General features: G+C 64.9%; 12 protein-coding genes. All 12 read left to right on the top strand.

The window, feature by feature from the left end; genetic code table 11:
* The first annotated feature begins 2 nt into the window (after positions 1 to 2).
* Positions 3 to 1,229 (top strand): class I SAM-dependent methyltransferase, encoded by a 1,227-nt coding sequence (locus tag BUE42_RS00685; RefSeq protein ID WP_073462178.1) that lies wholly within the window; start codon positions 3 to 5, stop codon positions 1,227 to 1,229.
* Positions 1,226 to 2,326: a DegT/DnrJ/EryC1/StrS family aminotransferase gene (locus tag BUE42_RS00680; protein ID WP_073462177.1), complete on the top strand. Its 1,101-nt coding sequence runs from the start codon at positions 1,226 to 1,228 to the stop codon at positions 2,324 to 2,326. Before BUE42_RS00685 ends, BUE42_RS00680 begins: the two co-directional genes overlap by 4 nt.
* Positions 2,323 to 2,982 carry an acetyltransferase gene (locus BUE42_RS00675; protein WP_073462176.1) on the top strand — a complete coding sequence of 220 codons (660 nt, stop codon included), beginning with the start codon at positions 2,323 to 2,325 and terminating at the stop codon, positions 2,980 to 2,982. The genes BUE42_RS00680 and BUE42_RS00675 overlap by 4 nt, the downstream gene beginning before the upstream one ends.
* A complete protein-coding gene (locus BUE42_RS32885; protein ID WP_159445347.1) occupies positions 2,975 to 3,616 on the top strand; it encodes an LbetaH domain-containing protein in 642 nt (213 codons plus the stop codon). Before BUE42_RS00675 ends, BUE42_RS32885 begins: the two co-directional genes overlap by 8 nt.
* A 41-nt stretch (positions 3,617 to 3,657) precedes the next feature.
* A complete protein-coding gene (locus BUE42_RS00665) occupies positions 3,658 to 5,160 on the top strand; it encodes a lipopolysaccharide biosynthesis protein (protein ID WP_073462175.1) in 1,503 nt (500 codons plus the stop codon).
* A 41-nt stretch (positions 5,161 to 5,201) separates the two neighbouring features.
* Entirely contained in the window at positions 5,202 to 6,386 is a 1,185-nt protein-coding gene (locus tag BUE42_RS00660) for a glycosyltransferase family 2 protein (RefSeq protein WP_073462174.1), read from the top strand.
* Positions 6,368 to 7,639, top strand: coding sequence for an O-antigen ligase family protein (locus tag BUE42_RS00655; protein ID WP_083613779.1), 1,272 nt, complete (start codon positions 6,368 to 6,370; stop codon positions 7,637 to 7,639). Before BUE42_RS00660 ends, BUE42_RS00655 begins: the two co-directional genes overlap by 19 nt.
* Before the next feature lie 3 nt (positions 7,640 to 7,642).
* The gene (locus BUE42_RS00650) at positions 7,643 to 8,746 is read left to right on the top strand and encodes a glycosyltransferase family 4 protein (protein ID WP_073462172.1); all 1,104 of its coding nucleotides are present in this window, start codon (positions 7,643 to 7,645) and stop codon (positions 8,744 to 8,746) included.
* Complete coding sequence (locus tag BUE42_RS00645; protein ID WP_073462171.1) at positions 8,743 to 9,897, top strand: glycosyltransferase; 1,155 nt, start codon at positions 8,743 to 8,745, stop codon at positions 9,895 to 9,897. The genes BUE42_RS00650 and BUE42_RS00645 overlap by 4 nt, the downstream gene beginning before the upstream one ends.
* Positions 9,898 to 9,945: 48 nt before the next feature.
* Positions 9,946 to 10,983 carry a GDP-mannose 4,6-dehydratase gene (gene gmd / locus BUE42_RS00640; RefSeq protein ID WP_073462170.1) on the top strand — a complete coding sequence of 346 codons (1,038 nt, stop codon included), beginning with the start codon at positions 9,946 to 9,948 and terminating at the stop codon, positions 10,981 to 10,983.
* 1 nt (position 10,984) lies between these two features.
* Complete coding sequence (locus BUE42_RS00635; protein WP_073462169.1) at positions 10,985 to 11,896, top strand: GDP-mannose 4,6-dehydratase; 912 nt, start codon at positions 10,985 to 10,987, stop codon at positions 11,894 to 11,896.
* Positions 11,897 to 11,970: 74 nt separating this feature from the next.
* Entirely contained in the window at positions 11,971 to 13,071 is a 1,101-nt protein-coding gene (locus tag BUE42_RS00630) for an MraY family glycosyltransferase (RefSeq protein ID WP_073462168.1), read from the top strand.
* Positions 13,072 to 13,084: the final 13 nt, after the last annotated feature.

The following is a 13,084-nucleotide window of genomic DNA, read 5'->3' as shown; positions in this document are numbered from 1 at the left end:
CGATGAAATGCCGCCATTGCCAAGCAGCCGTCACGCTGCAGTTCATTGACCTCGAGACCTCGCCACCGTCGAACTCGTACGTCACCGCGGCCGCCCTGCGCGGCCCCGAGAAGTGGTATCCGCTGCGCGTGTACACCTGCACCAATTGCTGGCTGGTGCAGACCGAGGACTATGCCCACTTCTCCGAGATGTTTTCGAGCGACTATGCGTACTTCAGCTCGTTCTCGACCAGCTGGCTCAAGCATGCCGACGAGTACGTCTCTGCCATGGCACAGCGTTTCGAACTCGGTGCGCAATCGCACGTGATCGAGGTCGCCTCCAACGACGGCTACCTGCTGCAGTACGTGAAGCAGCGCGGCATTCCCTGCCTCGGCGTCGAACCGACCGCGAGCACGGCGGCCGCGGCACGCGAGAAGGGCATCGAGGTGCTGGAAGAATTCTTCGGCGTCGCGCTCGCCGACCGGCTCGTCGCGCAGAGTCGCTCGGCCGACCTCACGGCGGCGAACAACGTCCTGGCCCACGTGCCGGACATCAACGACTTCGTGGCGGGCTTCGCTCGCGTGCTGAAGGCCGACGGGGTGTCGACCTTCGAATTCCCGCACCTGATGCGGCTGGTCGAGCAGTGCCAGTTCGACACGATCTATCACGAGCACTTCTCCTACCTCTCGTTGACGGCCGTCGACACCATCTTCGCCAGAAACGGGCTGCAGGTGTTCGACGTACAGGAACTGCCGACGCACGGCGGCAGCCTGCGAGTGTTTGCACAGCGGGCCGACACCGGCCGCCGCGAACGCACGGCGGCGCTGGCAGCACTGCTGGAACGCGAGAGCGGCGCGGGTGTGGCATCCGCCGGGTACTACGCTGGCTTCCAGGAACGGGCCAACACGATCAAGGACGAGCTGATGAGCTTCCTGATCCAGGCCAAGCGCGACGGCAAGCGCGTCGGTGCGTACGGCGCCGCCGCGAAGGGCAACACGCTGCTGAACTATGCCGGCGTGCGTTCCAACCTGCTGCCCTGGGTCGTCGACCGCAATCCGGCCAAGCAGGACAAGTACCTGCCCGGCTGCCGCATTCCGATCGTCGACGAGGCGCATCTGAAGCAGACCCGGCCCGACTACGTCGTGATCCTGCCGTGGAACCTGCGCACCGAAGTCACTGCCCAGCTTTCTTATATCCGCGACTGGGGCGGCAAGTTTGTCACCGCAGTCCCCCATCTGGAGATCTCATGAGCCGCATCTACTACACGAAGCCTTCGATCACCGAACTGGAAGTCGGCTATGCGACCGATGCCGCCCGCCATGGCTGGGGCGAACGTTGCTATGAGTACATCGGCCGGTTCGAAAACGCGTTCCGCCAGCATCTGGGTGTCAAGCATGCCATTGCCACGTCGAGCTGCACCGGCGCCCTGCACATGGGCTTGGCAGCCATCGGCGTGGGCGCAGGCGACGAGGTGATCATGGGCGACATCAACTGGATCGCATCGGCCGCGCCGATCACGTACCTGGGCGCATCGCCGGTGTTCGTCGACGTTCTGCCCGACAGCTGGTGCCTGGATCCGGCGAAGGTCGAAGCGGCGATCACGCCGCGAACGAAGGCCATCATTGCCGTACACCTCTACGGCAATGTGTGCGACATGGCAGCGCTGCAGGACATTGCGGACCGCCACGGCCTGGCGTTGATTGAAGATGCAGCCGAGGCACTGGGCTCCTCCTGGCACGGGCAGCGCGCCGGGTCGATGGGTGCGTTCGGCGTCTTCTCGTTCCATGGCACGAAGACCTTGACGACCGGCGAAGGTGGCATGCTCGTCACCCAGGACGAGAAGCTGTTCGAGAAACTCGCGGGGTTGAGCAACCACGGCCGAGTCCGCGGCCAATCACGCCAGTTCTGGCCCGACCTCATCGGCTTCAAGTACAAGATGTCCAACCTGCAGGCTGCCGTGGGTTGCGCACAAGTCGAACGCATCGACGAATTGATCGAGGCGAAGCGCCGCATCTTCGACGCGTATGCGGAGCGACTGCAGGATCTGCCGTTGACCATGAATCCGCAGCCCGCGGGCGTCGTGAACGGATACTGGATGCCCACCATCGTGGTCAATGAAGGCGTCGAGTTCGATCGGCAGGCGCTGCTGGATGCGTTCGCGACCGAACAGATCGACGGCCGAGTCTTCTTCTGGCCGCTCAGTTCGCTGCCGATGTTCCAACCTGTTCCTGGCAACACGGTCAGCTACGGGCTGTACGCACGCGCCTGCAACTTGCCCAGCTATCACGATCTGACGACCAGCGAGATCGACCGCGTCTGCGGTGTCGTGCGACGTTTTGTCAAATGAACCAGCGCCGGCCCATCATCTTCTGGGGAGCGACAGGACAGGCCAGGGTCCTGCATGAACTGATTCGCGACAGCGCCTGGCAATTGGTGGCCCTCGTCGACAACCGCGTGATCACGAGCCCGTTTCCGGGCATCGAAGTGCTGGCGGGCGAGAACGGGCTGGACGAGTGGCTGAGCCGCGCGCCGATCACAGTGCCGCTTGTCGGCACCGTGGCGGTGGGGGGGCAGCGCGGCGCGGATCGACTTCAGCTCATGGGCACGTTGCAGGAGCGTGGCATCGCACCGACCACATTGATCCACGCGAGCGCATTCGTGGCCGCCGACAGCGTCGTGGGTCCGGGGTGCCAGATTCTGGCCCAGGCCGCCGTCTGCAGCCACGCGAGATTGGGCACCGGGGTCATCATCAATACCGGCGCATCGGTGGATCACGATGGGGAGATCAGTGACGGCGTGCACATTGCGCCGGGCGCCCGCCTGGCTGGCGAGGTGAAAGTCGGCCGCTGCGCATTCGTCGGCACGGGCGCCGTGATACTTCCGCACGTCACGATCGGCGAAGGCGCCATCGTGGGCGCTGGTGCGGTCGTGATCCACGACGTCTCCAGCCACACCACGGTGGTGGGGAATCCCGCCCGGGAGTTGCGGAGGCCGCATGCTTGATGCCGAGTTCGCTGCCTTCCTGCGGAAATATGTGGGCCTGCAGCTTCAGGCCGTCGCACCTTCGCTGAGCGGCGTATCGGACATTGACGAGACCTGCCTGCGCGTCGCCATCGAGAGGACGAATCACTGCACATCCAGGATCAAGGGATTCGAGGGGCCTCGCTTCAACCACCTCAATTCCGGCCAGTACGCGACCTTCCTGTATTACCTGGCACATCAGCTTGGCGCGAGCGCAGACAAGACCGATGCTGCCCGGGTGTTCCTGCTGAACAAGGCACTCAACGGCATCGACCTGTACTACGAGGTTCAGATGCCCGACGTGTTCCTGATCGGACATACGGTCGGGATGGTGTTCGCGAAAGCGGCGTACGGCAGTGGATGCATCTTCCATCAAGGCTGCACGGTCGGGCGCAACCAGAACGATCGTCCATTGCTCGGCCCGGGAATCATCATGTACCCCCATTCGTCGATCATCGGCAGGTGCCATGTCCGCGAGAACACAGTCCTGTCGCCGGGCGTCCAGCTGATCAACACCGACACGCCGGGCGATTGCCTGGTGTTTCCGGGAGAGGCCGGCCGCCCCGTGTTCAAGCCGATCTCCGAGTACTACGCAGACCGGTACCTGAAGCGCTAGCCGCTCGCACCACCCCATCGCCCGGCTCGGCCTCATTCCACATGTCGGCAGTCAATCGAAACCTGTTCGCCAACTACGTCGGCCAAGGCTGGACCGCGCTCATCAACCTCGCGATCATCCCGGTCTACATCGCCTTGCTCGGCATGGAGTCCTATGGCCTGGTGGGAATCTTTGCGATCGTGCAAACCTGCTTCGCCGCGCTCGATGCCGGCATGACGCCGACTCTCAATCGGGAGATGGCCCGCTACGCAGCAGGCAGCCACACCGCGCAGTCCATCACGGACCTGGTGCGCAGCATCGAGGTGCTCTGCGGAGTGCTGCTGCTGGCCCTCATCTGCTTCGGCCTGCTGAGCGCGGATTGGATCGCCCGGCATGGGATCGGCACGAACTCCCTCCCACATGGGACCGTTGCCAATGCGCTGCGGCTGATCGCAGTGGTCGCCGCACTGCGGATGGCCGAAGGCATCTACAGGGGGGCGATCCTGGGGCTTCAGCGCCAAGTGTGGCTGAACGCATCGACCGCCGGCCTGGCAACACTGCGTGCCGCCGGCGCTGTTGCGATCCTCAAGTGGGTCGAACCCTCCGTGGGCGCGTTCTTCGCTTGGCAGGCGATCGTGTCGCTGCTGGCGGTTGTCGTCTTCGCACGCACCACCCACCAAGCCCTTCCGCGAGCCAAGGCGCGCTTCAGCTTGCCGGCCCTGTCTGGGGTGAAGGGGTTCGCGGGGGGAATCGTCGGTACCTCGCTGTTGGCGCTCGCGCTGTCCCAGTTCGACAAACTGTTGCTCGCCAGGCTGCTGCCGCTGGAGTCCTTCGCGCGCTACTCGCTGGCCGCGACAGTTGCCAACTCGCTCTATCAGCTGGTCAATCCGGTTGCACAAGCCTACTACCCCAGGCTGACCGAACTCGCCACGCTGGAAGACCGCAGCGGGCTCGCATCGAGCTACCACACCGGGGCGCAGTTGCTTGCAGTGGCCGTGCTGCCAGCCGCGATGCTGCTGATCGTGATGGGCGAGCCCATCCTGAAACTGTGGACCGCCGATTCCACACTGAGCACCTCGACGGCGCCGCTTCTCGCATTGCTTGCCGCCGGCTGCCTGTTCAATGGCGTGATGCACATGCCGTACATGCTGCAACTGGCGCACGGTTGGTCCTCGTTCGCGTTTCGCACCAACCTGATCAGCGCCGTCATCTACGTCCCGGCGCTGCTGCTTGCCACACGGCACCATGGAGCGATCGGAGCTGCATCCTGTTGGCTGGCGCTCAATCTTCTGGTCGTGCTCATCTCCGTTCCATTCATGCATCGCCGCCTGCTGCCCCTTGAGATGGGCCGTTGGTACACGCAGGATTTGCTGCTGCCGCTTGCCTGCGTGGCCGTGACGGTGGTGTCGCTCGGGCGGATCGGGCTCACCGGCATGACAGAATCCTTGCAGGCCGCCTACCTTGTGACGATCGGTGCCATGGCAATGGCAGTTTGCGTTCTGGCAAGTTCCCGGCTGCGCCACGGGATGGCACTCCGCCTCAGGCGCCTTGTTCAAAGGCCCTGAAAGATGGCCAATATCGTCAACCCGCTCCCTGCAAAACCCTGATGACCAAGTTCACAGTCATGATTCCCACTCGGGAGCGATGCGAGACTCTGCAGCACACGCTGGCTTCGTGCGTTGCCCAGGACTACCCCGAGTTCGAGATCATCGTTTCGGACAACGCCAGCACTGACAACACCCGTGCCGTCGTTGCAGCGTTCGACGATCCGCGCATCCGCTATATCGAAACGGGCCGCCGCCTGAGCATGGCAGGCAATTTCGAGTTCGCGTTGAACCACGCGACAGGCGACTACATGATGTTCCTGGGTGACGACGATGGCTTGGCGCCGGGTGCGTTACAGCGCGTAGCCCATCTCGTCCGCGAGACACGACAGCAGGCGATCATCTCCAGCCAGGCCCTCTACTACTGGCCGAACGCACTCGACGAAAGCACTCGACATCGCCTTGTCTTTTCTGCGCGCGAAGGCTACGAAATCCGGGTATCGCACGAGATGATCCAGCGAGTTCTCGACTTCCAGGTGGCCTACACGGAACTGCCCGGCCTGTATGTCGGATTCGTCAGCCGCCACATTGTCGAGTCTGCACGTCATGGAGGCGTCTATTTCCACTCGGTGACTCCGGATGCGTACTCCGGGTTCGTCAATGCCGCGGTGCTGGACAGCTACGCCTACGTGCACACGCCGTTCTCGCTGGCAGGTATCTCTGGACGCAGCAACGGAGCCGCACACCTCGGACCCAGACGATCCAACGAGGCCAACCTGTTCGAGGCAGAGAACGATCTTCAATGCCACGCGGCCTTGGTGACAAGCCCATCGTACGAGATCATCACCGCCGAGGCTTTCCTGACCGGTCGCGACCATGTACCGGCGTTGAGCGGATTCGAGCTCGACATCAAGCGGCTTTGCGACATGGCCTTGCTTGAAGCGCCAACTTGGAACTACAACAAGATCGAGGAAACGGTTCGCGAGATCAGGGCGAAACACGGCCTGCAGCACGCCGGCTCGGCGACGGGCGGCAAACCCAAGAGCCTGCAACGCCGCGCGTCGCTCAGGCGTGTACTGCGCGGTACTCGCCGTATGCGCAACGCATACCGCAACATCGACTGCCGCGACTTCCACGTAAGCGATGTCAAGGCGGCTGGCGAACTGGTCTCGATCCTGGCCGCCTACGAGCAACGCGGATATGGCAGCCGACTCAAAGGTCTGGAGCGATGGCTCGCCCGCTTTTAGGCAGCGCCGCATTGGCAATGCGCAAGCCGAGCGCACTGCCGTGGCCGCCCATCGCTTGGTTCCTCGTGGCCCTGCCGCATTTCGCGATCCCACTCTGGGGCCCATATCGTCCGCCCGGCGCGAGCCTGTTCCTGCTGCTGTGGGCCGGCATCGCATGCTGCATGCCGGCCACCCTGCGCCTGCCAGTGACCGACGGCACCGGGCTGCGTTGGAAGCTGCTCGCTTTCCTCTGCTATGGCCTGCTGTCATCGGCATATGGCTATTGGGAATTGTCACGCATGCACCAGCTGACGCTTCACCTGAGCACCGGCGATGTCGGCTATGAAGGCGTCGCCGGGCAGCGCCTCTTCCAGCTGGTGCTGGCCATTCTTGCCTTCGAAGTGGTTCGCCTGAGTCGAACGCCGCCGGTGCGACTGATGCTCTGGTGGCTCACCGGAATGGCGGTTGCGGTCGCGCTGCAGGTGTTCACTTACATGGCCTCGTCCGATTCGCTGGTACAGCGCGCCGGCATCTTCACCGAAGGCAACCAGGGCGGCCTGTACTACCTGCTGTCGGTTTTCGTCGCGCTGGAATACCGTCGCCGTGGTCGTCCGCGTGCAGGGCTGGCCTTCACCGGCCTGGCCACCGCCGGGATCTTGCTGGCCGGCAGCTCGGCGGCCATCCTCGTGCTTGCACTCACGCTCAGCCTCGCCTACGTGCTCAGCGGACACGGCATGGGCGCCAAGCTCCGGCGCACGCTGCTGACCATCGGTACGGTCGCCTCGATCGCCGCATTGATGTACGGGACGGGGTCAGACTTCGGCATCGCCGAGAAACTCTTCGAGGAGGAGGTCACCTCCAAGTCGTTCTCGCGCATTGATCGGCTCGCATCGATCGACACCGCGATCGACCTGTTTCTGCAGTCCCCGTGGCTGGGACACGGCCTGCAGACCTACGGATTCCTGTCCAACGACTACCTGGACGGCCCGTTGCTGGCGATGTACGACGAAAGCTTCCGCCGTATCCCGAACAACATCTACGCAGAGCTGGCATCCGAGATGGGCGTCGTCGGTTTCCTGCTGTTCGGCCTCTTCATGGCCTCGCTGGTGCGCCGCATCGCCACCCATCCTGCCGATAAGGGCAGGAACCTGCTGGCGGCAGTGCTGGCCGTGTTGTGCTACTGGCTGGCATTCCCGACTTACAGCGTGGTGTTCATCTGGGCCTTTTTTGGCTTGGCACTGGTCACGCTGCGCGCCGGTCCCACACCGCAATAGTTCATGAGCCGCATCTTCATCAACGGAAAGTTCACAGCGCAACGTACCACCGGCGTACAGCGGCTCGCTCTCGGCCTGGTCGAAGCACTCGACAACGCGCTCGCGACCCACGGAACGCCGGACCAGTGGGTCCTGCTGTGCCCGCAGGGCGCCAGGCCGCCGGCGTTGCGATGCATCTCGGTCCAGACCTGCGGGCCTCGTCGTTTCGGGTTGCATTTCTGGGAGCAGTTGGTGCTGCCGTGGGCGAGCCGCCATGGTCGCCTGCTGAATCTGTCGGGACCGGCACCGCTGGCAAAGCGTGGACAGGTGTGCATGGTCCCGGATGCGGCAGTCTTCGACCAGCCGGCCGCCTACACAAAGGCATTCGGCACGTGGTACCGGTTCCTCTTCAGGCGCATGGCCACGTCGGCGGCGCTGCTGCTGACGATCTCGCGCTTCTCCCAATCGCGGCTGGTGCAACGGCTCGGCATCGCGCCGGACCGGATGAAGGTGGTTCCGTGCGCTGCGACGCACATGCAGTCCATTGTCCAGGACGACGCCGCACTGCAACGCCTCGACCTTGCCGGGGCGCGGTACCTGCTCGCCGTCGGCAGCGCGAATCCCACCAAGAACCTGTCGGCGCTGATCGAGGCCTTCGCGCGCTTGCCGCATCCGGACCTGCGGCTGGTGCTGGTCGGTGGAACGAACACTGCCGTGTTCGCCGGCGGGGCTGCGCCGCACGAAGATGCGCGCATCGTGCGCACCGGCCCGGTCAGCGACGGGCAACTGAAATCGCTGTATGCAAACGCGCTGGCTTTCGTCTTCCCTTCGCTGTACGAAGGCTTCGGCTTGCCGCCGCTGGAAGCGATGTCGCTGGGCTGTCCTGTCGTGGCTTCCAACGCCGCCTCCGTCCCCGAGGTGTGCGGGGATGCTGCGCTCTACTTCGATCCGTCATCGGTCGCGGAGATGGCGACGGCCATGACCCGTGTCGTTGACGATGCCGGCCTGCGGGGCGACCTCAGCCGGAGAGGCACGCAACGATTCGCCACATTCACCTGGGAGGCTGCTGCACAGTTGCTGCTGCGTCACCTTGAACATGCCGGCCTCGCCGGCCGGAGTCACGCATGAAAATCCTGCAGTTCAGCAAGTTCTACCCCCCCGTGATAGGTGGCATCGAGTCCGTCGCCTTCGAGCTGACGGAGGGAATGAACAAGCAGGGCGTCGAGACCGACGTGCTGTGCGCGCACACCGGCCTCGGCACGCAGCGCGAGCGCAGCGCCGCCGGCTACCGCATCGTGCGAGCCGGCTCGCTGGGCAAGCTGCTGTCGACATCGATGTCGCCGGCGTTGCTGCTGGAGACGCGGCGCATGTGTGGCGACTACGACGTCATCCATGTGCAGATGCCCGATCCGATGGCGGCACTCGCGTTGTGGTTCGCCCGCCCGCGGGCCAAGATCGTGCTGCATTGGCAAAGCGACGTGATCAATCAGCGACGTGCGTTGAAGCTGTACGAGCCGCTGCAGAGTTGGCTGCTGCGCCGCGCCGACGCGATCATTGCGACCACGCCGCCGTACGCCGAGGCCTCGCCCGCGCTGCAGGCCTGGAAATCCAAGGTCGAAGTCATCCCGCTGGGCATCACGCCCATCGACAGTCGTGGCGCGGCGGACAAGGCAGGCGCCCTGCGCCAGCGCTTCGGAGGGCGCAAGATCGTTTTCTCGCTCGGCCGCATGATCTACTACAAGGGCTTCGACGTGCTGATCGACGCCGCGCGCCTGCTGCCAGCCGATGCAGTGGTCGTGGTCGGCGGTGGCGGCGAGCTGTTGCAGACCTACCGCGATCGCGTCGCCGCCGAGGGACTGGCCGGACGCATCGAGTTCGTCGGCCGCATTCCCGACGAGGACATCCCCGGCTATTTCGAGGCCGCATCGGTGTTCTGCCTCAGCTCGATCGTGCGCGCCGAGGCCTATGGCGTGGTGCTGCTCGAAGCCATGGCGATGGGCAAGCCGATCGTGACGACCGACATTCCCGGGTCCGGCGTTCCCTGGGTCAACCAGCACGAGGTCACAGGCCTCAACGTGCCGGTGAGCGACGGCCGCGCGATGGCCGCTGCGCTGACCCGCATCCTGCAGGACGATGCCTTGGCCGCGCGCTTCGGGGCAGCCGGAAAGGACCGCTTCCTGACGCAGCTGACGGCCGAGTCGATGGTGTCGCGCACGCTGTCGCTGTACCGGCGCCTGCTGGCCGGCGCGGTGGAACCACGCGTCTCCCCAAACCTATAATCCTGGCCTCTTGCCTGCTCCGGTCCTTCGATCCTTCGAAACATCCCCATGACACGTACCGCCTTCATCACCGGAATCACAGGCCAGGATGGCGCCTATCTGGCAGAACTCCTGCTGTCCAAGGGCTACCGCGTGTTCGGCGCCTACCGCCGCACCAGCTCGGTCAATTTCTGGCGCCTGAACGAATTGGGCATTGGCAGCCACGCGAACCTGAAGCTGGTCGAGTTCGACCTGACCGATCCTGGTGTCTGCACCTCGCTGATCCAGCGCATCCAGCCTGACGAGGTCTACAACCTGGCGGCGCAGAGCTTCGTCGGCGTGTCGTTCGAGCAGCCCACGACCACCGCGCAGATCACCGGCGTCGGCGCGCTGCACCTGCTCGAGGCGATCCGGCTCGTCAACCCGAAGATCCGCTTCTACCAAGCCTCTACCTCCGAAATGTTCGGCAAGGTGCAGGCGATTCCGCAGTCCGAATCCACCGCGTTCTATCCGCGCAGCCCGTATGGCGTCGCCAAGCTGTACGCGCACTGGATGACGGTGAATTACCGCGAAGCCCATGGCATCTTCGGTTCCAGCGGCATCCTCTTCAACCATGAGTCCCCGCTGCGTGGCCGCGAGTTCGTGACCCGCAAGATCACCGATGCGTTCGCGCGCATCCGCGCCGGCGAACTCGACACGCTCGAGCTGGGCAACCTGGACGCCAAGCGTGACTGGGGCTATGCGCGCGAGTACGTCGAAGGCATGTGGCTGATGCTGCAGGCCGACCATCCCGACACCTACGTGCTCGCCACCAACCGGACCGAGACGGTGCGCGACTTCGTGCGCATGGCCGCCAAGGCGGCCGGCTACGAGTTGCGCTTCGAAGGAGAGGCCGAACGCGAGGTGGCCATCGACGAGGCAAGCGGCCGCACGCTGGTGCGCGTGAACCCGGAGTTCTACCGGCCGGCCGAGGTCGAGTTGCTGATCGGCGATCCGGGCAAGGCCGAGCGCGAGCTGGGCTGGAAGGCGAAGACGACGCTCGAGGAGCTGTGCGCCAAGATGGTCCAGGAAGACATCCGCCGGGTCGAGCGCGGCGTGTCGTTCTGAGATGTCCGCCAACGCGCCGCGAGTCCTGGTCACGGGGCTGAACGGGTTCACCGGACAGCACTTGGCCAGCGTGCTGCAGCGCGCTGGTTACGAGGTCCACGGCACGATCCGCAGCGACGAGGCTCCCGACGCCACCCACCACGTCGCCGACCTGTCGGACATGACTGCCCTGCGCGCGGTGATCGACCGCGTGGCACCTCGCCACGTGGTGCACCTGGCGGCGATCTCGTTCGTCGCACATGACGATGCCGATGCCATCTACCGGACCAACATCGTCGGCACCCGCAACCTGCTGCGCGCACTGTCGGACTCCGGCGCTGTCGCCGCGGGGCTCGGCACCGTGCTGCTGGCCAGCAGCGCCAACATCTACGGCAACGCCCTGGTCGATCCGATCACCGAAGAGCAGCCGGCACAGCCGGCCAACGACTATGCCGTCAGCAAGTCGGCGATGGAGCAGATGGCTGCGCTGTGGACCGGCAAGCTGCCGATCACGGTGGTGCGCCCGTTCAACTACACCGGCGCCGGCCAGTCGAAGCAGTTCCTGATCCCGAAGATCGTCGACGCCTTCGCGCGCCGGGCTGAATCGCTCGAACTGGGAAACCTCGACGTCGATCGCGACTTTTCCGATGTTCGCGATGTCGTCGAGGCTTATGGCCGCCTGCTCGAGGCCTCGCCTCGCGGCACCTTCAACGTTTGCTCCGAGCGCGGCTGCAGCCTGCGTGAGGTCCTTCGCCTCGTGTCCGACCTGTCGGGGCACGAGATCGACGTTCGCGTCAACCCGGCCTTCGTGCGCGCCAACGAGGTCAAAAGCCTGCGTGGCAGCGCCGCGCGGCTGCGTGCACTGCTGCCCGACTGGCAGTCACGCCCATTGCGCGACACGTTGGACTGGATGCTGCAGCAAGCGCCCCCCTGATCGACTCGCGTCGGCGGACCGCACCGGCCGGGCCGGCCCCCGTCACCGAACGACGCCCTTCCAGACACGACTCCATGATCTACTTCGCCAGCTGTTTCCTGGTCGGCCTGCTCGCCACCTTGCTCATCATGCGGTCGTCGATGCGGCATGGCCACCTGTCGGCCGACTACGACCTGAGCGGGCCGCAGAAATTCCATGCCCGCGTGGTGCCGCGTGTCGGCGGTGCGGGCGTGATGGCCGCCGTGCTGGCGGGCGCGGGCATCGCGCAATGGCGCGATGCGGCGGTCGCACCCTGGCTGTGGCTGTTGATCCTCTGCAGCCTTCCCGCGTTCATCGCAGGCATCACCGAGGACCTGACGAAGAACGTCTCGCCGCGTCGCCGCCTGTTGGCGGCAGCCGTCTCGTCTGCCCTCGGCATCTGGCTGCTCGATGCAGCGATCGGCCGCACCGACATCCCCGGCATCGACACGGCGATCCGCTGGCTGCCATTCGCGTGGCTGCTGACCGTCTTCGTCGTGACGGGCGTCTCCAATGCCATCAACATCATCGACGGCTTCAACGGCCTGGCCTCGATGTGCGTGCTGATGATGGTGCTGGCGCTGGCCTACGTGTCGTTCCAGGTCGGCGACACCTTCGTCTTCACGGCCGCGTTGATCACAGCCGGGGCCGTGCTGGGCTTCTTCGTCTGGAACTTCCCGGCCGGCCTCATCTTCCTCGGGGACGGCGGCGCCTATCTGCTCGGTTTCCTGCTGGCCGAGCTGAGCATCCTGCTGGTCCATCGCAATCCCGGCGTGTCGCCGATGTTCCCGCTGCTGCTGTGCGCGTACCCGGTGTTCGAGACGATCTTCACGATGTACCGGCGCAAGTTCGTGCGCGGGGTTGCCACCGGTGCGCCCGACGGCATCCACCTGCACACGCTGATCCACCGCCGCCTGATCCGCTGGACGCTCGAGAACAACCTCGAGCGCCGGCGGCTGACACGGCGCAACTCGATGACCTCGCCCTACCTGTGGCTGCTGTGCCTGCTGTCCATCATCCCGAGCGTGCTGTGGTGGAACAGCAGCGCCATCCTCGCCTGGTTCCTGCTGGTTTTCGTGGTCGTGTACGTGTGGCTGTACTCGCGCATCGTGCGCTTCAAGACGCCACGCTGGATGGTGTTCCGCCGCACGCGATGACCGGCGATGACCG

The sequence above is a fragment of the Rhizobacter sp. OV335 genome, assembly GCF_900142965.1.
Lineage (GTDB): Bacteria > Pseudomonadota > Gammaproteobacteria > Burkholderiales > Burkholderiaceae_C > Rhizobacter.
This window is presented reverse-complemented; position numbering and strand designations above follow the sequence as displayed.